28 protein-coding genes and 1 riboswitch are annotated in these 25,689 nt (G+C 45.7%); of the genes, 14 read left to right on the forward strand and 14 right to left on the reverse strand.

The window, feature by feature from the left end:
- Positions 1–38: 38 nt before the first annotated feature.
- A complete protein-coding gene (locus LSG34_RS04345; protein WP_233007596.1) occupies positions 39–503 on the reverse strand; it encodes a hypothetical protein in 465 nt (154 codons plus the stop codon).
- A 237-nt stretch (positions 504–740) separates the two neighbouring features.
- Between LSG34_RS04345 and glpE the strand changes: the two genes are divergently transcribed.
- Together glpE and LSG34_RS04355 are read left to right on the forward strand one after the other, a co-directional pair.
- Entirely contained in the window at positions 741–1,067 is a 327-nt protein-coding gene (glpE, locus tag LSG34_RS04350) for a thiosulfate sulfurtransferase GlpE (protein WP_233007597.1), read from the forward strand.
- Positions 1,045–1,908, forward strand: coding sequence for a rhomboid family intramembrane serine protease (locus LSG34_RS04355; protein WP_233007598.1), 864 nt, complete (start codon positions 1,045–1,047; stop codon positions 1,906–1,908). Before glpE ends, LSG34_RS04355 begins: the two co-directional genes overlap by 23 nt.
- Positions 1,909–1,929: 21 nt before the next feature.
- On the opposite strand, the gene LSG34_RS04360 is transcribed toward LSG34_RS04355, so the two are convergent.
- Both LSG34_RS04360 and LSG34_RS04365 read right to left on the reverse strand, forming a co-directional pair.
- Positions 1,930–2,340 (reverse strand): flagellar basal body-associated FliL family protein, encoded by a 411-nt coding sequence (locus LSG34_RS04360; protein WP_233007599.1) that lies wholly within the window; start codon positions 2,338–2,340, stop codon positions 1,930–1,932.
- A 61-nt stretch (positions 2,341–2,401) separates the two neighbouring features.
- A complete protein-coding gene (locus LSG34_RS04365) occupies positions 2,402–3,553 on the reverse strand; it encodes an NAD(P)/FAD-dependent oxidoreductase (protein ID WP_233007600.1) in 1,152 nt (383 codons plus the stop codon).
- A 132-nt stretch (positions 3,554–3,685) separates the two neighbouring features.
- Between LSG34_RS04365 and LSG34_RS04370 the strand changes: the two genes are divergently transcribed.
- Positions 3,686–4,210, forward strand: coding sequence for a chorismate--pyruvate lyase family protein (locus tag LSG34_RS04370; protein WP_233007601.1), 525 nt, complete (start codon positions 3,686–3,688; stop codon positions 4,208–4,210).
- A complete protein-coding gene (ubiA, locus tag LSG34_RS04375; protein WP_233007602.1) occupies positions 4,207–5,073 on the forward strand; it encodes a 4-hydroxybenzoate octaprenyltransferase in 867 nt (288 codons plus the stop codon). The genes LSG34_RS04370 and ubiA overlap by 4 nt, the downstream gene beginning before the upstream one ends.
- On the opposite strand, the gene LSG34_RS04380 is transcribed toward ubiA, so the two are convergent.
- The 6 genes from LSG34_RS04380 to LSG34_RS04405 all read right to left on the reverse strand — a co-directional run bounded on the left by LSG34_RS04380 (position 5,068) and on the right by LSG34_RS04405 (position 9,639).
- Entirely contained in the window at positions 5,068–5,790 is a 723-nt protein-coding gene (locus LSG34_RS04380; RefSeq protein ID WP_233007603.1) for a PepSY domain-containing protein, read from the reverse strand. The genes ubiA and LSG34_RS04380 overlap by 6 nt on opposite strands.
- Positions 5,791–5,860: 70 nt before the next feature.
- Complete coding sequence (locus tag LSG34_RS04385) at positions 5,861–6,487, reverse strand: 2OG-Fe(II) oxygenase (RefSeq protein WP_233007604.1); 627 nt, start codon at positions 6,485–6,487, stop codon at positions 5,861–5,863.
- Between the two features lie 113 nt (positions 6,488–6,600).
- Positions 6,601–7,530 (reverse strand): hypothetical protein, encoded by a 930-nt coding sequence (locus tag LSG34_RS04390; protein ID WP_233007605.1) that lies wholly within the window; start codon positions 7,528–7,530, stop codon positions 6,601–6,603.
- Positions 7,527–8,198 carry a hypothetical protein gene (locus LSG34_RS04395; RefSeq protein WP_233007606.1) on the reverse strand — a complete coding sequence of 224 codons (672 nt, stop codon included), beginning with the start codon at positions 8,196–8,198 and terminating at the stop codon, positions 7,527–7,529. Before LSG34_RS04395 ends, LSG34_RS04390 begins: the two co-directional genes overlap by 4 nt.
- Positions 8,173–8,736 (reverse strand): RNA polymerase sigma factor, encoded by a 564-nt coding sequence (locus LSG34_RS04400; protein WP_233007607.1) that lies wholly within the window; start codon positions 8,734–8,736, stop codon positions 8,173–8,175. Before LSG34_RS04400 ends, LSG34_RS04395 begins: the two co-directional genes overlap by 26 nt.
- A gap of 156 nt (positions 8,737–8,892) precedes the next feature.
- Positions 8,893–9,639 (reverse strand): DUF2306 domain-containing protein, encoded by a 747-nt coding sequence (locus LSG34_RS04405; RefSeq protein WP_233007608.1) that lies wholly within the window; start codon positions 9,637–9,639, stop codon positions 8,893–8,895.
- Between the two features lie 160 nt (positions 9,640–9,799).
- Between LSG34_RS04405 and LSG34_RS04410 the strand changes: the two genes are divergently transcribed.
- The 4 genes from LSG34_RS04410 to LSG34_RS04425 all read left to right on the forward strand — a co-directional run bounded on the left by LSG34_RS04410 (position 9,800) and on the right by LSG34_RS04425 (position 15,590).
- Complete coding sequence (locus LSG34_RS04410; RefSeq protein WP_233007609.1) at positions 9,800–10,933, forward strand: sensor histidine kinase; 1,134 nt, start codon at positions 9,800–9,802, stop codon at positions 10,931–10,933.
- Positions 10,930–11,574, forward strand: coding sequence for a response regulator transcription factor (locus LSG34_RS04415; protein ID WP_233007610.1), 645 nt, complete (start codon positions 10,930–10,932; stop codon positions 11,572–11,574). Before LSG34_RS04410 ends, LSG34_RS04415 begins: the two co-directional genes overlap by 4 nt.
- Before the next feature lie 126 nt (positions 11,575–11,700).
- Entirely contained in the window at positions 11,701–14,961 is a 3,261-nt protein-coding gene (locus LSG34_RS04420) for a PAS domain S-box protein (protein ID WP_233007611.1), read from the forward strand.
- Positions 14,962–15,017: 56 nt separating this feature from the next.
- On the forward strand, positions 15,018–15,590 hold the full coding sequence (locus LSG34_RS04425; RefSeq protein WP_233007612.1) for a DUF3833 domain-containing protein: 573 nt from the start codon (positions 15,018–15,020) through the stop codon (positions 15,588–15,590).
- Here LSG34_RS04425 and LSG34_RS04430 read toward each other — a convergent pair.
- Positions 15,587–16,036: a DUF2721 domain-containing protein gene (locus tag LSG34_RS04430; RefSeq protein ID WP_233007613.1), complete on the reverse strand. Its 450-nt coding sequence runs from the start codon at positions 16,034–16,036 to the stop codon at positions 15,587–15,589. The genes LSG34_RS04425 and LSG34_RS04430 overlap by 4 nt on opposite strands.
- Positions 16,037–16,149: 113 nt before the next feature.
- Here LSG34_RS04430 and LSG34_RS04435 point away from each other — a divergent pair, with 113 nt between their 5' ends.
- Both LSG34_RS04435 and LSG34_RS04440 read left to right on the forward strand, forming a co-directional pair.
- Positions 16,150–16,782: a YjaG family protein gene (locus tag LSG34_RS04435; RefSeq protein ID WP_233007614.1), complete on the forward strand. Its 633-nt coding sequence runs from the start codon at positions 16,150–16,152 to the stop codon at positions 16,780–16,782.
- Between the two features lie 107 nt (positions 16,783–16,889).
- Positions 16,890–16,973: riboswitch (cyclic di-GMP riboswitch) on the forward strand.
- A gap of 171 nt (positions 16,974–17,144) precedes the next feature.
- On the forward strand, positions 17,145–17,513 hold the full coding sequence (locus LSG34_RS04440; protein WP_233007615.1) for a DUF3718 domain-containing protein: 369 nt from the start codon (positions 17,145–17,147) through the stop codon (positions 17,511–17,513).
- 52 nt (positions 17,514–17,565) lie between these two features.
- On the opposite strand, the gene rsmD is transcribed toward LSG34_RS04440, so the two are convergent.
- A complete protein-coding gene (rsmD, locus tag LSG34_RS04445) occupies positions 17,566–18,162 on the reverse strand; it encodes a 16S rRNA (guanine(966)-N(2))-methyltransferase RsmD (protein ID WP_233007616.1) in 597 nt (198 codons plus the stop codon).
- A gap of 84 nt (positions 18,163–18,246) precedes the next feature.
- Here rsmD and ftsY point away from each other — a divergent pair, with 84 nt between their 5' ends.
- From ftsY to ftsX, 3 genes are read left to right on the forward strand one after another with little or no spacing between them, the layout of a single operon-like run.
- Positions 18,247–19,425 carry a signal recognition particle-docking protein FtsY gene (ftsY, locus tag LSG34_RS04450; RefSeq protein ID WP_233007617.1) on the forward strand — a complete coding sequence of 393 codons (1,179 nt, stop codon included), beginning with the start codon at positions 18,247–18,249 and terminating at the stop codon, positions 19,423–19,425.
- A gap of 2 nt (positions 19,426–19,427) precedes the next feature.
- Positions 19,428–20,111, forward strand: a complete 684-nt coding sequence (ftsE, locus tag LSG34_RS04455; RefSeq protein ID WP_127020082.1) for a cell division ATP-binding protein FtsE — start codon at positions 19,428–19,430, stop codon at positions 20,109–20,111.
- Positions 20,108–21,088 carry a permease-like cell division protein FtsX gene (gene ftsX / locus LSG34_RS04460; RefSeq protein WP_233007618.1) on the forward strand — a complete coding sequence of 327 codons (981 nt, stop codon included), beginning with the start codon at positions 20,108–20,110 and terminating at the stop codon, positions 21,086–21,088. Before ftsE ends, ftsX begins: the two co-directional genes overlap by 4 nt.
- 29 nt (positions 21,089–21,117) lie before the next feature.
- Here ftsX and LSG34_RS04465 read toward each other — a convergent pair whose 3' ends face one another.
- Positions 21,118–22,338: an EAL and HDOD domain-containing protein gene (locus LSG34_RS04465; RefSeq protein ID WP_233007619.1), complete on the reverse strand. Its 1,221-nt coding sequence runs from the start codon at positions 22,336–22,338 to the stop codon at positions 21,118–21,120.
- A gap of 211 nt (positions 22,339–22,549) precedes the next feature.
- Here LSG34_RS04465 and rpoH point away from each other — a divergent pair, with 211 nt between their 5' ends.
- Positions 22,550–23,404, forward strand: a complete 855-nt coding sequence (gene rpoH, locus LSG34_RS04470; RefSeq protein ID WP_233007620.1) for an RNA polymerase sigma factor RpoH — start codon at positions 22,550–22,552, stop codon at positions 23,402–23,404.
- A 69-nt stretch (positions 23,405–23,473) separates the two neighbouring features.
- Here the strand turns inward: rpoH and LSG34_RS04475 are convergent, their stop codons facing one another.
- Complete coding sequence (locus LSG34_RS04475) at positions 23,474–24,523, reverse strand: divergent polysaccharide deacetylase family protein (RefSeq protein ID WP_233007621.1); 1,050 nt, start codon at positions 24,521–24,523, stop codon at positions 23,474–23,476.
- A gap of 3 nt (positions 24,524–24,526) precedes the next feature.
- Positions 24,527–25,657, reverse strand: a complete 1,131-nt coding sequence (locus tag LSG34_RS04480) for a murein hydrolase activator EnvC family protein (RefSeq protein WP_233007622.1) — start codon at positions 25,655–25,657, stop codon at positions 24,527–24,529.
- Between the last annotated feature and the right edge of the window lie 32 nt (positions 25,658–25,689).

A 25,689-nucleotide genomic window follows, 5' to 3' on the forward strand; every position in this document is an offset into this window, starting at 1 on the left:
TTTTGTCAGATTACGGAGCCAATAGGTAAAGAGATCGGTTAAGAGTCTAAATAAGGGCGGCCTGACATCATTTGTTTGGCTAGCTGTGATTCTGCTTCGGCGTCATTCAGTTCCAGCGTAGCAAACTGCACATCAAACTGAATTAAATCATCATCCGGCATTAACTGAGCTATCAGTTTGTCTGGCACCTGACCCACCTGGCGATAAGCGTTTATAGCTACCTGAGCGGCCTGTTCCATCAACTGGAAAAACTGACCTAAGGGGAATTGCTGAAATATTTCGGCATCCAATTGTGCCCAGCCTAATAAGTCACCACTGATGCTGCCATCGGCATGATCAGTAAATAACATAGACACAGCAGGGAAAGGCGGGTTTTCACCCGATTGGTAGTTGTCCAGATCCTGCTCGTCAAATACCAGTATAAAACCAAATCCCGGGCAGCCTTCGGCGTCCATATCATCAAAAGCAGGATCGTAAATTAAATACAAGGGACTATCTGACATGGGTATTCTGTTTCCAAACCAACAAGGCGCGCTATTTTACCTAAGCTTGGGCTTTAGCTAAAGCTGTAATTGTTAACTTGGTGTTTTAATGCGGTATTTAGCAGCTTTGGGCTGTTTATTTCTTCGTCAATTCCCTGCTGTTCAGCGGATCTGATGCAGGCTCTGGTACTCAACATTGCCTGGCTAGGCTACAATCGCGGCATTCATTTGAATTTGAAGTTATAAACGGAGTGACCTATGAGTGAGTTCAGTCGTATTTCAGTAGCGACAGCGCTGGAGCAAATAGAGCAGCACAAAGCAGTAGTGGTCGATATTCGTGATGAGCAAAGTTATGCTTCTGGTCATATTGCCGACTCTTTCCATTTAACCAATGGCAGCCTGAATCAGTTTATACAACAAACTGAATTTGAAACTCCGGTGGTGGTGGTCTGTTATCACGGTAATTCCAGTCAGGGCGCTGCTCAGTATTTGGCACAACAAGGTTTTGAAACAGTATTCAGTATGGATGGTGGTTTTGAAGCCTGGCGTCAGCAACTGCCTTTTGTCACAACTTCCCATGATTAAGATTGGTGATTTTGCCTCTTCTGCTGCGGCCCTGAGTCTGGCTGATTATTGTAAAAATCAGCAACTGGATGTCAGTGTGGTGGTGCATTCTGCAGAGCAGGCTGAGCTTTGGTGTGCGCCAGAGCATGCGCAGCAGGTGTTGGCTGAGTTAGAGCGATTTTTATTGAATCCTTATGCCGAACGTTATCAGGCTGCAGCCTGGGACAGAGCAGAAGTCGTAGATTCTGCTTCGGGATCTGCGGGTTTATCCGGATACTGGCAACAGTTATGGGCCAAAGGTGGCTGGTTTACCCATATGATCTGGTTGTCGGCTTTGCTGGTGTATGGTTGGCAACAAATTGATCCCTGGTCCGCGTTGGCTGCTTTGCAGCTCAAACCTGAACTGGGTTTCAGTCTGCAGCAAGGCTGGCGCTGGTTTACTCCGGGCTGGTTGCATTTTTCGGGTTCTCATCTGGTATTTAACCTGATTTGGGTCTGGTATTTATTAGGTCCGCTTGAACTGAAATTAGGTCGTATTGTTGCCGTTAGCCTTACACTACTGGTGCTGTTTTTTTCCAACCTCGCGCAGTGGCTGATGGTGGATGTCAACTTTGGTGGCATGTCCGGCCTGGTTTATGGTTTGTTTGGTTTTTATTGGATATGCGGTTTATTAAAACCCAATTGGGGCCTGCAAATCAGTAATGGTTTAATAGGCTTTATGCTAATTTGGCTGGTGATTGGATTTTTTGATTTGCTGTGGATTTCGATGGCGAACTGGGCGCATTTGGCTGGCTTACTAGCCGGAATTCTCTGCGCTGTATTGCTGGTTACCGCAAGTAAAGCACTCACCGTACAGCGCTGACAGTACGGTGAGTCAGGTGTGTTAGTGGTACAGGTATTTAGTAAACAATACGTCTTTTAAAATATCCTGGCCTGTCTCTTTTTTCAGAGTGTCGCGCAGCTGATTCAGAATTTTTAACCGGATTTCTTCACGGCCTGTTAAAGACCTAATGGTATCCGCATTTTCGCGGCCAAAAGCGGCGACAATTTTATCCAGGATCAAGGGTTCGTGATGTTCTACCACTTCCAGATACTTTTTATCCATAATCATCAATTCCATCGTCACCCGCACATAACCCAACTCTTCAGTAGTTGGGGTGACATAGTTCGTGACTATATCCGGGTCGAAACCAAAATAGGCGTAACTGGCCTTCATCGGCGTATTGGCTTCATCCTGAGCCCAAAGATTTTGACTTAACAATAAAAAAACAAAACAAGTCAGCGCTTTTTTCATCCGGTTTACTCTTTCATTTTTATCAAACATTCAAAAAAGGATCTTACCCGAAGGTCGGACGTTAAGCTATCAAAGCTGGCATTTCTTTTGCCAGCCGTAAGCGTTGTGCGACCATTTTTCCGGTTAAAGCAAAACCAAGTAGAAGACCAGAATGGTTTTGAAACTTCGCCATCCAATCCAGTCCTTGCCCTTCGAAAGTCCATTCACCTTGCTGCTGTAGTGGTGCTGGCCAACTGACGACAGGCAAAGCCTGCGATTTAACAATCACTGGCATTACCGGGAATTGCACTGCTGTGCTTTGCCCCGTAAGAGTTAAAGCCAAGGCTTTGGCCGATAAACTAATAGGCTGAATATACATAAGGTTATGACTACAAACTTCAGCACAGTCGCCCAAAGCATAGATATCAGCAGCCGAAGTTGCCAGAGTTTGATTCACCTTTATACCTTTTCCACACTCAATACCTGCTTGTATCGCAAGTTGTAAATTAGGCTTTAAGCCGACAGCTGAAAGTATCAGTTCTGTATTCAAACTCCGGCCATCAGCTAATGTCAGCTTCAGTTGCCGGTCGGTGAATTCTGCATCTGCAATAGCCGAACCCCAATAAAATTCAACTCCAATCGCCTTTAACTGCTGCTGTAATACCTCTCCCAATTGAGCTGGTAACAGCTGAGCCAAAGGTTGTTGCTCAAGGGCTATCACGGACACCTGAAAACCAGCTGCAGCTAAATCATTAGCATATTCGATGCCAACTAAACCTGCGCCTAACACAGTGATTTTTTGTTTGCCCAGACTTTGCTGCAGGAAATTCTGATAATCGGTTAAGTCATTGACGGACCAGACCAAACCCGAAGTGGCTGCAGGTAAAGGCAGTTTGACTGGACTAGCTCCTGTCGCTAATACCAACTGCCGGTACTTTATGACGCCTTTATCTGTACGCAGTTGGTGTTGTTCAGCGTCAATCTGTTCAGCATGGCAATGCGGCCAAATCTCTATGTTCAGTTCATCAGCCATTTGTCCTGCAGTTTTTTGGATAAAATCTGCTGCGCTTTTTTGTTTGCTAAAACCATTGGATAACAATGGTTTGGAGTAATAATCTGCGCTGTCACTGCTGACAAGGCAAATACTGCGATCCGGATCCAGTTTACGCAGCTCTTTGGCAAGGCTATAACCGGCGTGGCCGGCGCCAATAATTAAGGTATGGCAATAGGTCATAAAGAAAGGGATGGTGGCAACTTCATATTGCTATGGTAATCAATTTCCCGCCCAAAGGCATTACATAGCTTACGTACCAATACGATGGCAAAATTGTTATGATGCGCGGCAACTTGGTTGCAGTTTAATTTTATGCACAGCACTGACAGTCTTTTTCAACTCAATGCTTTATGGCAAAACGCCATTCAGCTGGAATTACCGGCCGTCCTCGAACCCTGGTTGCTGGGGCAGGGCTCACTCACGGCTCAGCTTAAAAAACGCTGCAAGGATTTCAGACTGGAGTTGGTGACTGAACATTGGCAAACTCTGCCGGATTTTTTACAGCAGCAATGGCAACAACCCCAGGGGTTAAAGCGGGATGTTATTTTGTGGTGTGATGGCAAAGCTTGCGTCTATGCGCAAAGCTGGTTTCCTGAGTCCACACTGGAGCAAATGGAAGCTTTAGCCCGATTGGGTTCACAGCCTTTAGGCGAGTTTATTTTTCAGCATGCCAGTTTAGAGCGTGGTGTGATTGAAGTGGCAATGCTTGACGCAGGTATCTTGTTGCCTGTGGTTGGTCAGCAGCAAGAGTTGTGGGCCAGACGTTCCATCTTTTCGGTGCAACAGCAGCAGTTATTGGTGCAGGAAATCTTTTTACCCGGAGTGCTTGAGCTATGAGATGGCAGTTGCAATGGCAGAATTGGCCTTATTATCGCCAGTTAATGCGTCTGGACCGGCCTATTGGCATTTATCTGTTGTTATGGCCTACCTGGTGGGCCTTATGGTTGTTGTCATCCGGTCTGCCGGATTTAACCTTGCTTGCTGTATTCAGCGCCGGAGTGGTACTGATGCGATCCGCAGGTTGTGTGATTAACGACTATGCAGATCGCAACTTTGATGGTCATGTTGAGCGCACTAAAGCACGACCTTTGGCTGCAGGCTTGATCAGTAGCGGCGAAGCCATACAACTCTTTGTACTCTTGCTGTTGTGCAGTGCAAGTCTGCTGTTGTTTTTAAGTCCAGCTACCCAATTGTTATCTTTAGTGGCTGTAGCTTTAGCCATTCTTTACCCCTTTATGAAGCGCGTGACCTACCTGCCACAATTTGTTTTAGGGGCTGCCTACAGCTGGGGTATACCTATGGCTGCTATGGCCGTAACAGCTAGTATTCCGCTGTGGATTTGGGGGTTGTATCTGGCTAATTTAGCCTGGACTGTGGCTTTTGATACCTTCTATGCCATGGTCGATATGGAAGATGATAAAAAGATCGGCATTAAATCCACTGCGTTATTATTTGCCCCCTATTGCCATCCTATTATCGCTGTGTTGCAGCTGCTGTTTTTAACCTTAATGGCCTGGGTCGGCCAGCAGAATGGTATGGGATTGTTTTATTATGCGGCCTTGTTTTTGGTTTTGCTGAGCTTTATCCATCAACATTGGCAGGCTAAAACTCAGGGCAGGGCAGGTTGCTTACAGGCTTTTTTAAATAACCATTACAGTGGTTTATTGCTTTTCGCTGGTATTGGCCTGGATTTGCTATAAGTCGCTGCGTCTTTTTCGTCGCCATGGCAATAACAAAGCGCCAGTCAGGGTGAAAAACAAGGCTGTGGCAGAAAAAACAATCAGCAGTGGATGGTTAAAATCTTCTCTGTCCTCGTAATCCATAATATGCAGCATCCAGACAAAATCGAAGACACGCCAGTTATTGGTGCGCACCGACAAGAGTTTGCCTGTGTACTCTTCCAGATAAAAGCTACTGCCTTCTTCATCCGCAAACTGCACTTGCCATAAAGGAGCAGCTAAGTGTCTGACTTCAAAAGGTGCTTGTTGCAGGCGTTGCATTTTGTCGATGTCAGCGGTGCCCTGATACTGACGTCTTGCTAAGTCTTTTACCTGAGCTTCGGTTAAAGGAGCTATCACTTCAGCTGTTAAGGCCGAATAATACAACTGTTCGTTGTCTTTACTGAATTGATAAACAGGAATGATGCCTTGTTGGCTAAGTTTCAACTGATGATGCGGAAGCTGCTGTGCCAATGGTGCAGGAGATAGAGCCTGGCTCCAGTCCGGAGCTGCTTGAGCCCGACGTAAATGCTCACCACGCACTTGTTCTATAGGTAAAAGGCTCATCACCAGACCACTGCCAAACCAGAAAATCAGTTGCAGCAGTAATACCCAGCCAAGGTATTTGTGTATTTTGCGCCAGAATGACAGACGAGCCACTGACGTGAACATGAGAGATAGAGGCGAAGATAAAAGCACAGGCATTCTTCCTGATTTTTTCTTATTATCTTGCCCTGAAGTAAAGCCTGGTGCGAGTGTTTTATGCTTTTTACTCTGACGGATCAACTCTACCCTGAATGCTGCTGTTATGTCGAAACCAGCCAGCAATGCTGTAGCGGGTTTGTGCTGCTGGTAACACTTCATGCGGAAAACGACAGCTTTCAAAAATCACCAGGGTGCCAGCTTTTGGCTGTACTTTAGTTAACAGTTGTTCCTGTTCGTCATAGAGCACCAGCTCGCCGCCTTGCTCTACCGTATTCAGATAACAAACACTGGATAACACGCGGTTCGAACGACCAACAAAAGCATCCAGATGTTTCTGATAAAAGTCGCCTTGCTGGTAGCGGGCGTAATGCGCTTCAAAATCTATTAAACCTAAAAAGCAGCGTTGGTTCATATCCTGTTGCAGCAACGCCATCTGTTGCAAGTACTGCTGATGAACAGGGTTATCAGTGCTTAGCCACGCCGTATGATCTCGTCGTACTTGCTGATTAAGCTGGTGCTGCCCCTGACGTCCAACACCAGCTGCGCTCAGAGGTTGGTGTTGCACGTCCTGATACAACTGCCAACATAAATCGGCCGGAATAGCCTGCTCTACCACCACATAGCCATGCTGGTAAAAAGGGCCGGCTATTTGTTCCAGCCAGTCTGTTAAGGTGGGCCATTGATAGGACATAACAGCTATTCCGCTCTGTTTCATCATGAAATTGCGGCTTTGTACGCCAGAAGCTGAACTGCTGTCAAGACAACACAGCAGCGAGGCTCTGTGTTGTCTTGAAAGGGGAGATGTTAATACTGGTAGTAGCTGGCTTTTTTCAATAAAGCCATCGCATCAATTTTTCCTGTAACACACTGGTTGATATCAGATTTTTTCACCACCCAGTAGTGATCTTTGGCATTGTCACGGCCTGATAAGCTCAGTTGAAAAGACACAAACTCCTGCTCTTTTAAATCCCGTAAACTTGCACCGTAATCACACAAAGTATTACTAAATACCTGACCCACTTTAGCGACTAGCTCAGTTTGGCGCTGAGCGGCCAGCTTTTGTTGTTCGGCGCGCTTTTTATTGTATTCCTGCTCTTGCTCCGTCAGGTTCTTTTGCAACTGGGCCAGCTGAGTTTTCAGTTGCTCTGACTTTTGGTTAATTTCGGTCAGCTTCTTTTGCTGATCTGAATCCAGCTTACTGACTTTGGCTGAGAACTCGATATCACGTTTTTCCCGCTCGTAATCCCGTAAATCACGTTCTATATCACGGCGCTCTTCCCGCAGATCCCGCAGTTTTTCACTTTGATCCTGCTGTTGTTCTGCCATAGCTTCGGCGGCTTCAGCCATTTCTTCCATAGCTTCTTCATCAAAGCTAAAACTAAAGCTATTGCCGTTTTCCGAAATACTGATGGAGTTTGCCACGTTAGCTGCAACCGCAACCGCTGAACCTGGTGCAGCCGGAGCCATAGCTGGCATCGGAGGCATAGGTGGCATTACAAAATGCCGTAACCAACCACTGTTACTGTCAACCCGAAAGGCTACCCCTTGCCCAAACAGATAGCTGTGCTGAATGCGGCCTATGCTGGAATGTTCTTCGCCGCCTAAGGAGCTTTGCAGTATATCCTGCATAATTTTCAGGTTTTGTCCGAGTTTAGCGTTCACTTCTGTGGCTGCAAAACTGTTGCTTGCGATAATAAGGCCTGCCAACAAGGAGACTTTGCTGAACATCTTCATGGTTTTCTTACTCCACTACGTTGTTGATCCGGGTTATAGACAGCACTGGTATCCAATCTGGCCTGGCTTGGCTGGTAATTTTCCTGCCAGTAGTGCCAGTCAGACTGACGTTGCTGATTCAGGTATTCCACCAGTTCCAGCATGTCGGTGCGTCTTTCTTTCGTTTGTTGTTCGGTTAAATAATCCTTCAGCAAAATCAGCTGTGAAGCCTGCTGCTGTTGGGTGCTCTGTAACTGGGTCTGGACATAATCCTGCTGCTCTTTGCGATAGCTTGCGAGCAAGGTTTCCAGCTGTTGTTGCTGCATTTGTTGTCCGCCACGCCAGCTTAATGTCAGGCCACCGTCCTGCATTTGCATTTCCAGCGGTGACAAGCTGACCACTAAAGCCAGTACTGAAAAGGCCACACTTAGTTTGGGCCACCAATTGCTGCTTTTAGCCGGGCGCTGCCATTGCTGTGCAAAGATCGACATGGTGTCGATTTCCGGCACTGGTGCAAAAAACGGTGCTTTAGCCTGACGCTGAATCATCTGCGCTGTCTGGAAACGGCTATACCATTCACCATTCGGATCATCTTTTTGGACGCTGTTCTGGCCCAGTTGCTGTTCGCATTCGCTGGCCGTAATTTTTCCGGCCAGCCAGGCTTCAAAAATTTGCTGACTGTTCGACATCTGTTAACTCCAACTGCGTACGCAGTTTATCTAAGGCCGCATAAAATCTGGATTTGATGGTATTGCTCGACAGCGCGAGCTGATCGGCAATTTCATCAAAAGTAAATTGCTGGTAAAACCGCAATTCCACGACGAGTCGTTGCTCGGGCGGCAAGGATCGTAACTGTTGTTGCACTAGCCGCTGTGTATGCTGGCCATACAGTTGCTGTTCAAAACTTGGTGCTTCATCATCATAAAAATCATGATCCTCAGTAAACTCTGTGGTGGCTTTACGCTTACGGAGCATATCCATGGCTCTGTAGTTGGCGATGCCAAACAACCAGCTTTTAAACGAGCTGTCACCACGGTACTGCGCCAGGTTCCGGCAAAGCACCATCAATACATCCTGCAATAAATCGCGGGCGTCGTCGGGGGAACCCAATAAACGCAGGCCAAAATAATACAGGGGCGCCTGATATCTCGACACCAATTGCTGCCAGGCTTTGGCATCGCCGCCTATGGCTTTTTCTATTAAGCTCTCGTCGCTGCGTTTAAACACTTTTGATCTATTTTGAAGTTGTATTGATGATAAGTCGTATCAGGTCTGAAAATAGTTTGCCTGATTTGACAAAAAAGCAGGAATATTTTTGAAGAGTTTTTAAGTGTATAAATATAAAGGAGAATTTATGAATAAATTCTCCCTGGTTTTTTCAGGTTAAGAAGCTGAGCTTCTTAAAGGCTGTGATAAGCGGCGTTTAAACCAGATAGTAGCTGGCAAGCCTATCATGCTTGGGATCAGCCAGGGCAACATCATCCAGTGGCCTGTTAATAACTCGGCAAATAAAGCACGGCCACCAAAGGCAAAAAATGCGGTGTAAGCGGCAATACCCGAACCAATCATGGCGGAGGCATGTTCTATTAACCAGCGGTTGGCTGTGACATTTTTGGTATGCAGGTAGGCCAGAATGCTAAAGCTGGTCACTAGCGAAATACCTGCAAACACCATCACCAGCGGCATATTAAACAGAAAACCTTGCCAGGCTGCATAGGGAGCCACGATCACAAGCAACCAGACCGGAGCCTGATAACTCCAGTGTTTCAGCGGCTCGCGGTTTTGTTTACATAAAAGACTGCCAGTTGCATGACGTATGGTGACCCAGGTCAGCAGGCTGAGTAAAAACAAAAACAGATTAAGCATGTTAAAAAAAGCCAGTTTTCGCTCTGAGATCTGGCCATCTACCAGCAGAGCGGCACCTTTAATTCCCACAGGATCAAACCAGACCATACTGGTCATCACCAAACCACTGAAAGCCACAGCCTTCATGATATGACCATAATAACGGCCAGAGCTGCGATGCAATGAGCTGCCTTTACGGCTTAACATGGGTAACCAGAACAGCAAGAGTGCAATTACACCCAATACAATATGTAGTTTTAATAACAGACTATGGAACATCAACATCATCATTCTCCCTTTAGCAGATGATGTCAGACTAAAACTTCAGCTGTGCTTTTACAGGTGCCATAAGTAAGGATTTTTGACTGTGACTTTTGGCCTATTGAGCCTGCCTCTAAATAAGGCATACTGCAAAGTAACGCAGCAAAGGGTCAGTAAAACCGCAATGAAATTAAAGTATTCAATAGCATGGGATGTTCTGGCTGGGTTACTGACCTGGTTTTTGGTGTTTGCTCTGGCGTTATACCTGAGTTGGCCCCACGAGCAGCTCTGGAGCTTGTGGCCCTGGGTTGTGCCTTTGTTTCTGCTGAACGGCGCTGGTTTTTATATAGTGACCCGCAGTGATGAACGTAATGGGCCTTTACCCCGCTTTGCGTTTATCTGTTACATCCTGCAACTTTTGTCTGCTCTGGCGTTGAACTGGATACTGCCTTGGGATTTCCTGGCGATCCTGAGTATTATCTGGGTGTCAGTTTTACCCTATCTGGTGTCGATGCGAATTGCTGTGTTTATTACTACTGCCCTGCTTGGGCTTTGGTATGGAGTAGATTCTGCTTTGGAACAGCGTTCGATGTGGATCACCGGACTATTATTCAGTAGCTTTCATTTTTTTGCTTTGCTGATGAAAAATCAGGCCCGTTCTGAACAGCGAGCCAAACAAGAGTTGCAGCAAACTCATCAGCAATTGTTGGCGACTCAGGATTTGTTGATGATCGCATCCCAACAACAGGAGCGCAGCCGTATAGCCCGTGATTTACATGATGTATTAGGTCATCACTTAACAGCTTTAACTATTAATTTGCAGGTAGCAGGACATTTAACTGAAGGTGAAGCGAAAGCCAAAGTGGATCAATGCCATCAGATCGCCAAACTGCTGTTATCCGATGTCCGTGAATCTGTCAGCGCGTTGCGTGAACATCAGCAGTTTTCCATTTATCAGGCGTTGGAGAAGCTCCTGACGGCAGTCCCAGGTGTGAAAGTACAATGGGATTGTCCACAGGATGCAGAGCTTGCTGATGTGAAAGTAGCGCAGCAACTCTTATTGATTGTGCAGGAAGCCTTAACCAATACCTTAAGGCATAGTCAGGCTACTGAATTTTATTTATCTGTGAAACCTGTAGATGGCTTTTTGCTGCTGACTATTGATGATAACGGCACAGTAGCTCAAGGCTGGAAACCCGGTAACGGTTTGACTGGCATGAAAGAGCGGGTGGCTTCTTGTGCCGGGACTTTGGTGTGGCACATCAAAGACAACCACTTTAATTTGCAGGTGACTTTACCTTCAGGATTGCAGTTATGACGTTACGGGTATTGTTGGTTGATGATCAAATGCTGATCCGTCAGGGCATTAAAAGTTTATTACAGCTATCTGGTCAGGTAGATGTAGTGGCCGAAGCTCCGGATGGTTCTACTGTGGTGGACTTGGTGCAGCTGCATAAGCCGGACGTCGTTTTATTGGATTTATCTATGCCCAAAGTCGATGGCATAACCACACTGGAGTTGTTAAAGCAGCAGCAACTGAAAACCCCAGTGCTGATTTTGACTACTTTTGAAGAACATGATCTGGTGTTAAAAAGTATCCAGCTGGGTGCCAAAGGTTATTTGCTCAAAGACGTGTCGCTGGACAGCTTGGTGTCGGCCATTCAGACGCTTCAGCAAGGCGGCACCTGCTTTCAAAGCACTATTACAGAGCGTTTATTATCAGGCCTGAGCCCGGTCAGTAATTTTCCCCGTCCAGCTGTTATTGAAGAGTTATCTGACAAAGAGCTGCAAATTCTGCAGTTGATGGCGTCTGGTTATGCCAATAAAGAAATAGCCAGTGCGCTTTATAAATCTGAGGGGACGATAAAAAATCAGATCTCCAGTATTTTGGCTAAGTTAGGCGTACGTGACCGAACCCGTGCAGTGTTATTGGCTTTGGAACTAGGCTTGATCCACTAGTGTTGCGCGGCACCTATTAAGTTGCAGATAAATATGGATAAGTAGCTGATTTAACTTGCAGTAGTTCCAAATATTGCCGCTATACTGGAATTGTCTATAACATCAGAGCCGGAGTTTTTTGCTTCTATGCGGTTAAAGCGCCCTTCATACAAAGGAATGTCCCTGCGGCTCTTTTTTACAGTGCCTGTGTTGTTGTTATTTATCTTCACTGCGGGTCTGGTCAGTTTGATTTCTTATCTCAATGGTCAGCAAGCCGCTTTGCATTATGGTCAGAAATTGGCCGACCAAATTAGTCTTCGTATTAACTCCCATTTACAGTATTTGCTGGAAGTGCCAAAAACTGTGCTGGATTCAGCCTTGCAGTCCATCGACAGTGGCATGTTGGATTTGCAATCAGAGCAGGATGTAGCCCGCTTTATGGCAGTACAAATCCGTACTGCGCCTTATTTAACTTACGCTTCAGTCGGTTTTGCCAACGGTCGTTATCTTGGTGTCAACCGGGATGCTGCGAATGGTCTGCTTACGGTAATAAGTTCGATGCAGCAGCAGGAGTTAATCCGGGTGCGGTATACCTTGCAAGAGTCGGGACTACCAGGAGCAGCGCTCGAGCAGGGGTTGCCTTATGATGTCAGAACCCGTAGCTGGTTTCAGCATGCGCTGACGCAAGGCAAACCGGCCTGGTATCCGATCTATAAATACCAGTCTTATGATGGCCTTGGGGTTGGACTGTCGGCTCCGGTCTATAGCAAAAGTGGCCAGTTGCATGCTGTTGTTGCTGCCGATATCAGTTTACGTCATCTGGAGCTGTATTTGCAGGCTCAGTCAGTGGAGCAGCAGGGGCTGATTTTTATCACGGATCCTAAAGGTTACTTGATAGCCTCCTCGACAAAGGCTGCTTTATTATCCGATCAGGGGGCAGTGGTTCATCAACTGCTGGCCAGTGAAAGTGAAGATTCATTGCTGCAAAGCGCCGCACTTGTGTTGGATAAGCAAGGTGAATCAAAAGGACAGCTGCAGTTTGAACACGCGGGTCAGCACTATCTGCTGAACGTTACAGAGTTTAATGACCCGCTTGGGTTAACACTGCGCATCATGGTAGTGATACCGCAGCAACAATTAATGAGTTTTGTTGATGAAAACTCCTTGCAGGCATTATGGCTAATTCTGCTGGCGGTGATAGTGGGGGCTTTGTTGATTTTTGTTTTAAGCCGTAAGCTGGTGCAACCTATCGAAGCCTTGCATCGGCGTGCGGATCAGTTAGCCAGTGGTGACAGAGCAGATATTAATTTGTATCAAACCCCGGTATTTGAACTCAATGGGTTGATCCATTCCTTTGACGTGATGGCGACCAGGCTCAGTGATGCTTTTGTGCAGTTGGAACAGAAAGTAGAGCAGGGCACAGCCTCTTTAGATCGTTTATCACTGGTGGTTAGCCGAACCAGTAACGGTGTGATAGTCACAGACTCTCAGGGTTATATTGAATGGGTGAATCCGGCTTTCGAACGCCTGTCTGGCTGTAAAGGCAGCTATTTAAATGGCAAAACTATCACGCAGGTATTAGCGCAACAAAAAACAGAAGCCACATCATTACAACGGATCCATCAGGCGATCACTGCAGGTTCAGGCTACTCCGAAGAATTATTCTGGTCCAGCGCTTCGGGGCAAACCTGCTGGCTTAGCCTGGAATGTGATGCAGTTTTTGGTGAACAAGGCCAGCTCACAGGTTTTGTGGTGATCTTCCTCGATATCAGCAGCAGGAAAAAGTCGGAGTCAGAAGAAAAAGAAAGTCAGAGCCGCACTGCCCGCCAGCGCAGCACCTTAGCTCAGTTGGTGGTAGACGATGCGGTTGCATCAGGCGATGGTCTGGCTTTTGCCAAAAACTTAGTGCGTGCAACATCTTTAGCCATAGTTTGCAGCAGAGTCAGTGTCTGGATGTTGTCTGAGTATGGTGATGAAATGTTTTGTCTGGCGTTGCATCAAAGCGAAGGTGAACAACAACTGGGTCAGTTGCTGCTCAGGCGGGCTGATTACCCCAATTATTTTGCTGCTGTCGCTTCAAGAGGTTGGATATGCGCCAATGATGCTATTCATGATCCTGCAACCAGTGAGTTTGCGGAGATCTATCTGAAGCCTTTGGGTATCAGCTCAATGCTTGATGCAGGCATTATTATTGCCGGTAAAGTCGTTGGTGTGCTTTGTCTTGAGCATATAGGGCCCAAGCGCCAATGGCACTCAGACGAGGAAGCATTTGTCAGCGCTATTGCTGCTGTGATGGCACAAACCTTATCTGTGGCTCAGCGTAAAGATGCGGAACAAATCAGTAAGGAATATGCACAACACACTCAAACCATTTTAAATAATGTAGTGGATGGTATTATCACCATTGATGAAAATGGTCGTATTGCCAGTATGAACCCTGCTGCTCAGACTTTATTTCGCTGTAAAGCTGAAGACTTTTTGGGGCACTATGCAACTAACTTGTTACCTCCCGCCTCCAGACAACTGCAGGATCAACAACAAGCCTATTTACCTACGCCTGGTATTAAACCCCAGCTAGGTTGCAACCGCGAGCTGGATGGATTGCGAGCCGATGGCAGCATCTTTGCGATGGAAATGGCCTTGTCCGTGATCCGCAGGCAAGGACGGCTGATTTATATTTGTACTGTGCGGGATATCAGCGATCGTAAGCGGATAGAGCGGTTAAAGAATGAGTTTGTTTCTACAGTCAGTCACGAACTGCGCACTCCTTTAACCTCTATTACCGGCGCTTTAGGTTTATTGCATGGTGGTGCCATGGGCGACATGCCGGAAAAAACTACGAGTCTGATTGGTATCGCTTATAAAAATTGCCAGCGTTTAACTTTGCTGATTAATGACTTGCTGGATATAGAAAAAATAGCTGCAGGTAAAATGCAGTTTGATTTGAAGACTGAGCTGGTGTTGCCTTTAATTCAACAAGCTCTGGATGCCAATAAAATGATGGCACAAGAGCGGCATATTCATTTAAGGATCCAGACAGTGATCACAGACTGTAGTATCAGAGTGGATGCCAAGCGGTTTATTCAGGTGCTGTCGAATTTTTTAAGTAATGCCATTAAGTTTTCACCTGCTGCTGCCACTGTGCTGGTTGAGTTGAGCCTGAACGAACATATGGTGCGCATAGCTGTCATCGATCAAGGACCTGGTATACCTGAAAAATTTCGCGACCGTATTTTTCAGCGTTTTTCTCAGGTAGATGCTTCAGATACCAGACAAATTGGTGGCACTGGTCTTGGCCTTGCGATTTCGAAAGAACTGGTGCACGGCATGAATGGTTTAATTGGCTTTGAATCTGTCGAAGGTGAGGGCGCAACTTTTTATTGCTGTTTTACTTTGGCGCAAGACTGAGCCAGAGCTTGAGTATTCGCGTATAGATCTTATCTATCATTAGAGGAGCTTCTGTTATGCGTTTTATTGCTTTGGTTGCGCCACTGCTGCTGTGGGGCTGCAGCCATCAGGTTCAGGATTATCAACAACAAACCCCTACCTTTCATTTACCTGATTATTTCAGTGGCTCGCTCAACGCTTATGGTGTGGTAAAAAACTGGCAAGGCAAACAGAGCGTGCGCTTTGAAGCCCAGCTCTGTGGTCAGTGGCAAGGTAATGAAGGAACTTTATTTGAGTTATTTCATTTTAGCGATGGCCGGGTAGAGCAGCGCATTTGGCAATTGGCTGTGGACAAAGAAGGCAAGGTCACAGGTTCAGCTGCAGATGTGACAGGCCAGGCAACAGGTCAGCAAGCCGGAAATACCTTGTACTGGGAATATGTGCTACAAATTCCGGATGGGGATGGTGTGATAGAAGTCAAAGTAGAAGACTGGTTGTATCTGGTTACACCAAAACAGCTGATGAATCAGTCGACCTTGTATAAGTTTGGTTTACCTGTTGGAGAAATTATTTTATCCATCCAGCAGCAGGACACAACGGCCAGCTGCAATGCATTAGAGCAGCAACTGGCAGTATTACGAGCAGGTTAAGCCTGCTCTTGCTCCATACTTTCCAACTCTATTTTTATCGCATTACAGGAAATCTGAATTTCATATAAAGACACCAGCAAACTCAGCATTAAACTGGCCAGACTGGCACCAAAGGCGATCTGGCCTGCCAAACCCCACTGCATAAACAGAAAAAACATCGACAAAGTACAAAGTACAAAACTAATGACACCCCAACGTTGCATTGAGCGGATTAAAAACATGCGTTGTCGCAAATTTTCAATCTGACGTTTGGCCATATCTCTGACTTGCCCGCCTTCGCGGGTATTCAACTGACGAATAAGCTGAGCCAGTACTAAAAACCTGTTGGTATAAGCTAATAACAGCAAAGAAATAGCCGGAAATAACAAAGCAGGGGTGGTCATGGTCATCAGCATAAAGTCACCTGTGTTCAGAGTGGGAGAAGGATTGACTAAGATTCTGATCATATTCGCATTAGTGCCTTGCTGATAGTACACTGGACAAAAATAACAGTGTTTTCTGTCAGCTTGTGCTTGTGTATGATGCGCAGCCACAGCGGCCAGACCAGAACGGATTAAACATGAAACAAAAAGCAAACAACTTCCAGAATATGCGTGAACTGGGATTTTATCAGCAAGCGGCTATAGCAGCGACTTTGCTGGAACGTATGTTGCCTAATTATCAGCTGTTTAGTGAAGTGACAGGTTTTGGCGACACTAAGTTATGCCGCGATATTCTGAATCTGGTGTGGGAATGGCTTTTTGTTAAGAAGGTCAAAATTAACTTTGAGCGTTTATGCAATGAGTTAGAGCTTGCGACACCAGATCAAAGCCAGTTTGATATGTTTGGTGTGTATCCGGCTATTGATACGGCGACAGCTTTGGATTCGATGCTAAATGGCATCCTGTCACAGGATGCTACTGAGTTTGTTAACGTTGCCAAAATTTCTCAGGCTTCAGTTGCCCGCTTAATAGAATATCAGGCTGAAGATATCGACATCACCACTGAAGCTGAATTGAAAAAGTGGGTACGTGATCATGAGCTGATGGAATATGAAATGGATTGCCTGTCGGAATTGATCGAGCTGGTGACACCATTAAATGATGGTTTCCAGCGTGAGCAAGTGCAAATGCTGAAAGCCTGGGTTCGTGAACAAGGATTAAGCAATCTGGGTATGGAGCTTGTTCCTGAAATTAAAAATTCAGACGGCTAAAAGTCTTGCTGTCTGGATGAATAGTCCTTTTAGAGTCAATACTTTAACTTTCTTAAAAAGCCTTAAAATTCCTCTTGCATAAAAAGCGTGCGCTGCTTAAAATGCGCGCGCTCGAAAGGCAAGTCTCCCGAAAGGGAGTACACGCAAAGCTGCAGATCTAAGGGGAAACCTATGATGGCTGGGCTGCCGTAATCTGATGATTACGTAGGACGCATCTACGCCAGTTCGCTGGTATCAAAGCTCCTCCTTTCGTGTTCGCTGATAAATAACAGCAAAGATGCTGTTGTTGAAGTTTCAGCCTGTTTTTTACAGACCAATCAGCCTGATCCAAGGATCAGTGTTAGCCAACACCGGAGCTTGTTATGAAATTTAAATTTGTTGCTGTAATCGCCATCGCTGCTGTTCAATTTGTTGCACCAACTGCCTCTGCAAACGACCAGATGGTTCAGTCTATCTGTGCATACGTGGCAGATAACAACAAAAACGACCTGCGTAAGGCTTTGTCTGATAACCGTATGCGTTTAAAAAATGTATATGACGGTATCACCTGTGATGGTTTACCTTTAGTTCGTCACGCCATCAAACACAATGCAGCTGACACAGCTGAGTTCATCATCAAGCAGTTACCAGGTAGCCAGGTTGCTAAATCAGGTGACGTAGAGTGGGCAACCAGCAATGGTTTTGCTGCTTCTCCAATCCTGGAAGCGATCAAAGCCCGTAGCGCAAGCTAATCGAATTTTTATACAGAAAAGGCGCCTGATGGCGCCTTTTTTATTTTCGGGCTTAAGGTTGTTGCCAGAGCCGATAAGCCAATTGCCCAGCTACCTTTTCCTTTAATAACAGCCAGTCAGCAGGCAGTTGATCCAGCGCCAGTTCTTTTTCTGTTTCCAGATAAATCAGTGCACCAGGTTTCAGCCAGCCTTGTTCAGCCAAAGCTTTGCAACAAGGCAGCGCCATATCCTGGCGGAAAGGTGGATCAATAAAGACTAGATCAAACTGACGCTGTGCTGGTTTTTGTAACCATAACAAGGTGTCTGTCTGCAACACTTCGGCCTGGTCGCTGCCCAGACTTTTTAGATGTTGTTTCAGTAAAGTGGCTGCTTTGGCTTCTTTTTCCAGCAACAAGACAAAATCGGCATAACGCGATAAGGCTTCTAAGCCCAAACTGCCACTGCCTGCAAAACAGTCCAGTACAGTGCTGCCTGCCACATCCTGCATTAGCCAGTTGAACAGCGTTTCTTTGACTCTGTCTGAGGTTGGTCTTAAACCTGCTGCATCCAATACGGGTAAACGCCGGCCTTTCCATTTACCGCTAATCAGCCTGACAAAACCTGGCCCCTGATGTGCCGGAACTGTACTGCGGCCCTTTGCTGTTTTCATTGAGTATTTTTGTCCTGCATCTTAAAGATGGTACTATATGGGTCAATTTTACCTTAGTTTTCGGATCTTCTGGCAGCGACCTTTATGACAAAGCAAAATAAACTCTTCTCCTGGCTTGGTTTTGGTAAAAAAACAGAAGCTGCACCTGTTGAAACTCCAGTAGAGCAACAGATACAAACTGTGGAGCAACAGACTGAAGTTGTGCCTGCAAAAGAAGTGTCAGATGTGATTGTGTCTGACCCTGCACCAGAGATTGAAGCTCCTCTGCCAGTTTCAACTCCAGTTGAGATTGTACCGGCCCCTGTCGCAGCCCCAGCTCTGCAACCTCAGCCTGCCGAGCGTCCGGGTTTTTTTGCCCGCTTAAAACAAGGTTTAACCAAAACCAGCCAGAATTTAGGCAATGGCTTAGCCAGTCTGTTTTTAGGTAAAAAAATTGACGATGATTTATACGAAGAATTAGAAACTCAGCTGTTAATGGCCGATGTCGGTGTTGATACCAGCCAGAAACTGATTAAACAGCTGGTGCAACATGCGGATCGTAAACAGTTAAAAGATGCCGATGCTTTATACGATAAGCTGCAACAGGAAATGGCATTGCTACTGGATGAGGTTGAGCAACCTCTGCAACTGAAAGGCGCTGATGGTCCTTTTGTAATTCTGATGGTTGGTGTGAATGGTGTAGGTAAAACCACCACTATTGGCAAAATGGCGCAGCAGTTTAAGCAACAAGGCAAGTCAGTGATGTTAGCCGCTGGTGATACCTTCAGAGCCGCAGCTGTGGAGCAGTTGCAGGTCTGGGGGGAACGTAATGCGATTCCAGTGATAGCGCAGCACAGTGGTGCCGACAGTGCTTCAGTGATTTTTGATGCCTATCAGGCTGCTAAAGCCCGAGGTGTGGATGTATTGATTGCGGATACCGCAGGTCGTTTGCAAAACAAAGCGCATTTAATGGAAGAACTGAAAAAGATTGTCCGGGTGATGAAAAAAATCGATGCCAATGCGCCGCATGAAGTCATGCTGACACTGGACGCTGGTACAGGACAAAATGCGTTAAGTCAGGCACGCTTATTTAAAGACGCAGTAGATATTAGCGGTATCAGCTTAACCAAGCTTGATGGCACGGCCAAAGGTGGTGTGATATTCGCAATCGCTGACCAGTTTAAATTACCTATCCGCTACATTGGTGTGGGTGAAGGCATAGATGACTTGCGAGTATTTGATAGTAAAGATTTTATTAAGGCATTATTTGCCAGGGATCTCTGATTATGTTGCGTTTTGAGCAAGTCACAAAAAGTTATAGCGGTGGTTTTGTAGCGCTCGACAGGGTTAGTTTTCATCTGGAAAAAGGTGAAATGGCCTTTTTAACAGGACATTCAGGCGCTGGTAAAAGTACCTTATTAAAACTGATCAGCCTGATTGAGCGTCCAAGCACAGGCAAAGTCTTTATCAATGGTGTGGACTTAAGCCGGGTGAACAAAGGGCAGGTACCTTATGTACGCCGTGATATTGGTATGATTTTCCAGAACCATAAGCTGTTGATGAACCATAGCGTGTTCGACAATGTGGCTTTGCCTCTGGTGATTGAAGGTTTCAGCGGCAAAGACATGACCAAACGAGTGCATGCGGCTTTGGATAAAGTCGGGCTGCTGGATAAGGTGCGTTGCCTGCCTCACACTTTATCCGGTGGTGAGCAACAACGGGTTGGTATAGCCCGCGCTGTGGTTAACCGTCCTCCTTTATTGTTAGCCGATGAACCCACAGGTAATCTGGATCCTGATTTATCCAAAGACATTATGAACGTATTTGAAGCCTTTAATCAGGTTGGCGTGTCTGTGCTGATTGCCAGTCACGATTTAAGTTTATTAGCCCGGATGCGCTACCGTACCCTGACTTTAAAAAATGGCCGCATGATCAACGATGGCTTAACGTCCTATGGAGCCGACGAATGAGTATTTTATTTCAGGGCCGTGCGACAGGGGCTACTGCAGTGAAGCAAAGCTTGTGGAACAGATTTGTGATGTTTTGGGTGCATCATATTCGCCAGGCTCTGACCAGTTTAGGTGAAATATGGCTGACCCCAGCTTCGTCTTTATTAACAGTGGCAGTACTTGGCGTTAGTTTAACTTTACCTGTGACTTTGCATTTAATGGTGAAAAACCTGCAACAAGTCAGCACCAGTGTGGATCAGGCGGCGCAAATCAGCTTGTTTTTAAAAGCGGATACCAATGAAACGCAAATTGCTGAACTGATAGCCCTGCTGCAGGCCAACCCTGAAGTGGCGGATGTGCAGTTTATTGATAAAAGTCAGGCGCTGGCTGAATTTACTGCTGAATCCGGTTTTGGTGATGCGTTAAGTTATATCGAAGATAATCCGTTACCTCATGTGATGCTGGTCAGTCCAAAAAATACCTCCAGTGTCGCAGCTTCGGCTTTGCTGACGGCACTGCAGCAGGAGCGATATGTTGAGTTGGCGAAGCTGGATATCGGCTGGTTAGAGCGTCTGGATGCAATTGTTAGCTTAGTGCGTCAGGTGGCTATTGCTGTGGCTTTGCTGTTGATGGTGGCAGTGCTTCTGGTGGTGGGTAATACCATTCGATTGATGATCCTGAATAAAAAAGACGAAATTGAAGTAATGAAACTGGTGGGAGCCACCAACAGTTATATCCAGCGGCCTTTTTTATATACGGGCATCTGGCTGGGATTTTTTGGCGGTATTCTGACATTTTTAATAGAAGAAGTACTGCTGTGGTGGTTAAAGCAAGCCATCGCCAGTGTGACTCAGTTGTACGAAAGCAGCTTCACTTTGCAGCCGCTTAGTCTGGCTGAGTTAGGTTACTTATTACTAGTCGCTGTCGCCTTAGGCTTTATTGGTTCCTTTTTAGCTGTGCGTCGCAATATCAGCCAGATTGAAGCGACTGGTATTTAACTGAAGTACAAGCTGTTGTAGCACAGGGGTTAATGTTGTTGCACCACCAACAGGCGTTGCCCCCATTCTACAGCCTCGAAGTAAACCAGATTTAAATCCACTGTGTCAGGCACCATGCGTGATGACAGTTCAGTTTGTTGTTGCCACAAGCCACGTTCAAAAGTACGTTCAACCGTCAGGTAATCGGCCAGTACCCCTTTATTTTCCAGCAGTGCTGCTTTTATTTCAGGTAATAAAGGCAATTGTGCCAACAGATCTTCCAGCGGTTGCTCCAATAAGGCATCTACTAAAGAAAACAATCCTGTTAAAAAAGCCGCTGGCGGATTTTCTGTGTCGCCGCGAATATTGGCCAATCGGTCACAGAAACGTGCGCGGATCAGTGACATCACTAACAGCTCATCAGATTGACCTTCTGCCAGATTGGCCAACGCCAGCAAGGAGATAAACTTTTTCAGCTCAGCTTCGCCCATATAGACCATGGCATGTTTCAGCGAGCCAATACATTGTTTGCGGGCATACTGCACACTGTTAATAAAACGCAGCAGTTTATACGACATATCCAAATCACGTTCAACTATGGCAGCCAGACCATCAAAATCCAGCCGTACTTTGCTGGACTCGCTGATCAAAGCCAACAAATTCAGTTTGTTACTTCCCAGTTGTTTATGCTTCAGCATTTCCGGGCGGGCAAAAAAGTAACCCTGATATAAATCAAAACCCAGCTGTTTCAGTTGTTCGTACTCATCTGCTGTTTCTACCTTTTCAGCCAACAGAGTGACCGGGTATTTGGCAATACGACGCAAGTATTTGCTGATTTGCAGTATGTTAAACATCTGCACATCCACTTTAATAATACTGACGTAAGGTAAAAACACGTCCCACTTGGCATCAAAATCATGATCGTCTAATGCCAGGCGATAGCCCATTTTATGCAGCTCTTTGCAGGCCGTCAGCAGTTCATCACTGATAGGCACAGTTTCGAGAATTTCGATCACCATGCTGTTAGGATCAATAGAAGTAGGGAAGTGGTGAATTAAAGTGTCAGCTGAAAAGTTAATAAAAGCTTGCTTACCGCCAGTGATTTTTTCGACCCCAAGCAAAAGGTGATGTTGCGTAATGAGTTTAGAGGTCGCTTCATCGGCATCAATATTAGGAAAACAGTTGTCTACCCCATCTCTGAATAACAGTTCATAGCCTGTTACGGCTTTCTGGCGATCAAAAATAGGCTGACGGGCGACATAACAATACATAGAAGTGCCTTAAGTTGTTTTTATTTTTTTCATTACGAACGACAGCAAGTTCTAAATTTATCATATAAGAAAAATCAGCCTTTATATATGAATTGATATTATTAAAAATTAGGGCTTATACAATTCGGGTCTTAAAACTAGAAAATTTTTTTAGCACTCTCCATCAAAGAGTGCTAAGATTTGACCCAATCAAGCGATTAGGGGAAATTACATGACTCAGGCTTCACAAATGATGAATCTGACAGTGGCTGGAAGTGGCAGCCTAGAAGCTTACACTCATGCGGTAAGTACTATCCCAATGCTCACAGCAGAAGAAGAACGTTCTTTAGCTGAAAAATTACAACAAGACGGTGATTTAGAATCGGCCCGTGTGCTGATTATGTCTCACCTGCGCTTTGTAGTGCATATTGCCCGTAGTTATTCCGGTTATGGTTTACCTATCAGTGACCTGATCCAGGAAGGTAATATTGGCCTGATGAAAGCTGTAAAACGTTTTGACCCTACAGTGGGTGTACGTTTAGTGTCTTTTGCTGTGCACTGGATCAAAGCTGAAATTCACGAGTTTGTGCTGAAAAACTGGCGTATTGTCAAAGTGGCAACGACCAAAGCACAACGTAAGTTGTTCTTTAATCTGCGCAAAGCCAAAAAGCATTTAGGCTGGTTCAGCAAAGAAGAAGTGCAAAACGTAGCGGATTCGTTAGGTGTTCCTGTGCACGAAGTGCTGGAAATGGAATCCCGTATGAGCAATCACGATATGCCTTTTGATGCGTCGGATGATGAAGACGAAAGCAATTACACTGCGCCGGTATTTTATCTGCAGGATAAAGGCTCAGATTTAGCCAATCGTATTGAAGAAGATCAATGGGATAATGCGTCAGTAGATCGTCTGCAAGCTGCAGTTCGTACGCTGGATGACCGCAGTCAGGACATTATCCGTGCCCGTTGGTTAGATGATCAGAAACTGACGTTGCAAGAGCTGGCTGACCGCTATCAGGTGTCTGCTGAGCGTGTACGTCAGTTAGAGAAAAATGCGATGAAGAAACTACAGGCTGCAATGGCTGCTTAATACTTCTGTTTCGTAAAAGAAAGCCCTGACATGTCAGGGCTTTTTGCTTTTTATCTGCAGCCTTTTTCGCTAAAAACTACTTCCTAACTGATAAAACGGCAAAGACTTCACTGGTTTTTTAGCTGGTTCTGGCAAGTTCCAGGGTTTTTGTATCAAAACCGGAGCCGGTGTAATCGCAGCTAACGTCAAAGGATTCAGCAGCTCTGGTATCTCCCATTGCTGGCTATACATGGCAATAATAGCGGCTGGCTCTTCGATGGCTGGTACAAATACCGGTTCTGAAATCTGTGTTTTTGCTTGGGTATTCATTGAGTTATTCTCCATGTCATTAACAGCTACAAGTTGCACTGGGTCCCGTTCTGGTAAAGATAAAGGGTGGTCTGCAGTTTGTGCTGCCGTCATCACCTGATAACCAGCTGGCAGCAGTGCAGATAACTTCACCACTTCAATACCTTGTGCTGCCAGGGTGGCTAAATTCTTTTTCAGATAGGCGTAAGTTTCCGGGTAAGGATGGCCAATAGCTATTGCATATTGATGTTGTTTAGCCAGTTTGATCATCAGCTTAAATTGTTTATCCAAAGCCTTGTAAGAGCGATCGTTATCCAAAAACACCTGACGGGTCAGTAGTGGCATCTGATGTTTTGTTGCATACACACCAGCCTGACTGCGGGCTGTGGTTTTACTGTCGAGGAAAAATAGCTGACGTTTGGCAATGTAACCTAAAGTCCAGTCCATCACCTCAGCCTGCTCTGTGAAGTAACTGCCCATATGATTGTTGACGCCTATAGCGTATGGCACATCAGCAAAAGCAGCTTGTAATTTATGCTCTATTTGAGAGCGGCTCATAGTGATTTTTAACGCATTTTTACTTAAATCGGCACGACGTGCAGACTCCATTGGCATATGCAAAATTACATCACGATGCTTCTGATAAGCAGCTTTAGCCACTGCATTGCTGTGTGTCGTATGAGGGATCACGGCAAAGGTCAGATCATAAGGCAATTCCAGCAGCTTGTAGTCAATCTGATGGTAACCAATGTCATCAATCACAATAGCCACTTTGGCGGCAACAGAGGGCAAACTGCAAAGCGCAAAAGCTAAGCTTAATAGATACTTCATTCACTAAGATCCTGCGCGTTTCTGTAACCAGGTAATAGGGTTAATGGCTGTGCCTTTTTGCCGGATCTCAAAATACAATCCGGCCTGAGCCTGACCACCACTGGCTCCGACTAAAGCTACTGCTTCACTGGCGTTCACTGCTTCACCTGGCTTTTTTAATAAAGTTTGATTATGGCCATACAAGCTCATCACGCCATTGCCATGGTCCAGCACTATGACCCAACCATAACCTTTTAACCAGTCGGCATAAATCACCTGACCGTCTGCTACTGCTTTTACTTTTGAGCCTTCAGCTGCCGCTATTAATATGCCACGAGAGCTGACGCCAGCCAGACGTTTTTCACCATAACCCTGCAAAATATCGCCTTGTACAGGCCAGGGTAATTTGCCTTTGGTTTTTGGCAGATTGATACGTTTTTTTGCAGCAATAGCTGCAGCTTTTAATTTACCTAAGGTGTTCTGCAGGCTTTGTTCGTTTTGTTTCAGGTAGTCCAGTTGTTGTTCCTGATCCGTCAAAAAACTCTTCATTTTTTTCACTGAAGCCAACTGACTGGTTTTTGCTTCGGTCAGTTCCTGCTGTTGTTCTTTCAACTGGGCCTGCAGTTCTTGCTGCTGTTCTGCTTTATCCTGCAACTCCAGCTCAACTTGTTTTAATGCTTCGGCAGTTTGTTCAATTTTTTTGAGCTGCTGCATACGAGCTTGATTTAAATACTGATAATAAGTCAGTACCCGTTCCAGCTTATTACTGTCTTGCTGGTTGAGCAGCATCTTGGTGTAGTCATGCTCACCTGTAATAAAAGCGCCTTTCAGTTGCTGGGCAAGCAAGGACTTTTGCAATTCGAAACTTTGTTGCAGTTGCTGCTGTTCTAATTCCAGTTGCTGTTGTTGTTGCTGTACTTTGGCCAGTTCTTCATTACTTTGTCGAATTTGCCGTGTCAGCTTGGCCAGTGATTGATCAGCTGATTTCAATAAGTCCTGGGCTTTGGTAAAAGCTTTTTGTTGTTGCTTCAGTTCTTTTTCAGTTTGCTGAATTTGACCTTTGAGTTGCGACAGTTCCTGCTGCACCTCTTTTTGATCCTGAGCTGCGACTGTGGCTGTGCCTAAACAGAGCAGCAGAGCTAAGCTCTGCCGCATCCTTACTCTAGAGTTGACGAGTCTTGCTGGCA

Source organism: Rheinheimera faecalis (assembly GCF_021290965.1).
Classification (GTDB): Bacteria; Pseudomonadota; Gammaproteobacteria; order Enterobacterales; family Alteromonadaceae; genus Pararheinheimera; species Pararheinheimera faecalis.

Coding starts and splice junctions, on each gene's coding strand:
- LSG34_RS04440 (WP_233007615.1), top strand. CDS start 17,145: ATGAAATTTAAATTTGTTGCTGTAATCGCCATCGCTGCTGTTCAATTT.
- LSG34_RS04385 (WP_233007604.1), bottom strand. CDS start 6,487: ATGTCCTATCAATGGCCCACCTTAACAGACTGGCTGGAACAAATAGCC.
- ftsY (WP_233007617.1), top strand. CDS start 18,247: ATGACAAAGCAAAATAAACTCTTCTCCTGGCTTGGTTTTGGTAAAAAA.
- LSG34_RS04390 (WP_233007605.1), bottom strand. CDS start 7,530: ATGAAGATGTTCAGCAAAGTCTCCTTGTTGGCAGGCCTTATTATCGCA.
- LSG34_RS04430 (WP_233007613.1), bottom strand. CDS start 16,036: ATGATCAGAATCTTAGTCAATCCTTCTCCCACTCTGAACACAGGTGAC.
- LSG34_RS04465 (WP_233007619.1), bottom strand. CDS start 22,338: ATGTATTGTTATGTCGCCCGTCAGCCTATTTTTGATCGCCAGAAAGCC.
- LSG34_RS04405 (WP_233007608.1), bottom strand. CDS start 9,639: ATGTTGATGTTCCATAGTCTGTTATTAAAACTACATATTGTATTGGGT.
- LSG34_RS04475 (WP_233007621.1), bottom strand. CDS start 24,523: ATGAAGTATCTATTAAGCTTAGCTTTTGCGCTTTGCAGTTTGCCCTCT.
- ubiA (WP_233007602.1), top strand. CDS start 4,207: ATGAGATGGCAGTTGCAATGGCAGAATTGGCCTTATTATCGCCAGTTA.
- ftsE (WP_127020082.1), top strand. CDS start 19,428: ATGTTGCGTTTTGAGCAAGTCACAAAAAGTTATAGCGGTGGTTTTGTA.
- rsmD (WP_233007616.1), bottom strand. CDS start 18,162: ATGAAAACAGCAAAGGGCCGCAGTACAGTTCCGGCACATCAGGGGCCA.
- LSG34_RS04365 (WP_233007600.1), bottom strand. CDS start 3,553: ATGACCTATTGCCATACCTTAATTATTGGCGCCGGCCACGCCGGTTAT.
- LSG34_RS04435 (WP_233007614.1), top strand. CDS start 16,150: ATGAAACAAAAAGCAAACAACTTCCAGAATATGCGTGAACTGGGATTT.
- LSG34_RS04345 (WP_233007596.1), bottom strand. CDS start 503: ATGTCAGATAGTCCCTTGTATTTAATTTACGATCCTGCTTTTGATGAT.
- LSG34_RS04415 (WP_233007610.1), top strand. CDS start 10,930: ATGACGTTACGGGTATTGTTGGTTGATGATCAAATGCTGATCCGTCAG.
- glpE (WP_233007597.1), top strand. CDS start 741: ATGAGTGAGTTCAGTCGTATTTCAGTAGCGACAGCGCTGGAGCAAATA.
- ftsX (WP_233007618.1), top strand. CDS start 20,108: ATGAGTATTTTATTTCAGGGCCGTGCGACAGGGGCTACTGCAGTGAAG.
- LSG34_RS04395 (WP_233007606.1), bottom strand. CDS start 8,198: ATGTCGAACAGTCAGCAAATTTTTGAAGCCTGGCTGGCCGGAAAAATT.
- LSG34_RS04410 (WP_233007609.1), top strand. CDS start 9,800: ATGAAATTAAAGTATTCAATAGCATGGGATGTTCTGGCTGGGTTACTG.
- rpoH (WP_233007620.1), top strand. CDS start 22,550: ATGACTCAGGCTTCACAAATGATGAATCTGACAGTGGCTGGAAGTGGC.
- LSG34_RS04480 (WP_233007622.1), bottom strand. CDS start 25,657: ATGCGGCAGAGCTTAGCTCTGCTGCTCTGTTTAGGCACAGCCACAGTC.
- LSG34_RS04420 (WP_233007611.1), top strand. CDS start 11,701: ATGCGGTTAAAGCGCCCTTCATACAAAGGAATGTCCCTGCGGCTCTTT.
- LSG34_RS04425 (WP_233007612.1), top strand. CDS start 15,018: ATGCGTTTTATTGCTTTGGTTGCGCCACTGCTGCTGTGGGGCTGCAGC.
- LSG34_RS04370 (WP_233007601.1), top strand. CDS start 3,686: ATGCACAGCACTGACAGTCTTTTTCAACTCAATGCTTTATGGCAAAAC.
- LSG34_RS04360 (WP_233007599.1), bottom strand. CDS start 2,340: ATGAAAAAAGCGCTGACTTGTTTTGTTTTTTTATTGTTAAGTCAAAAT.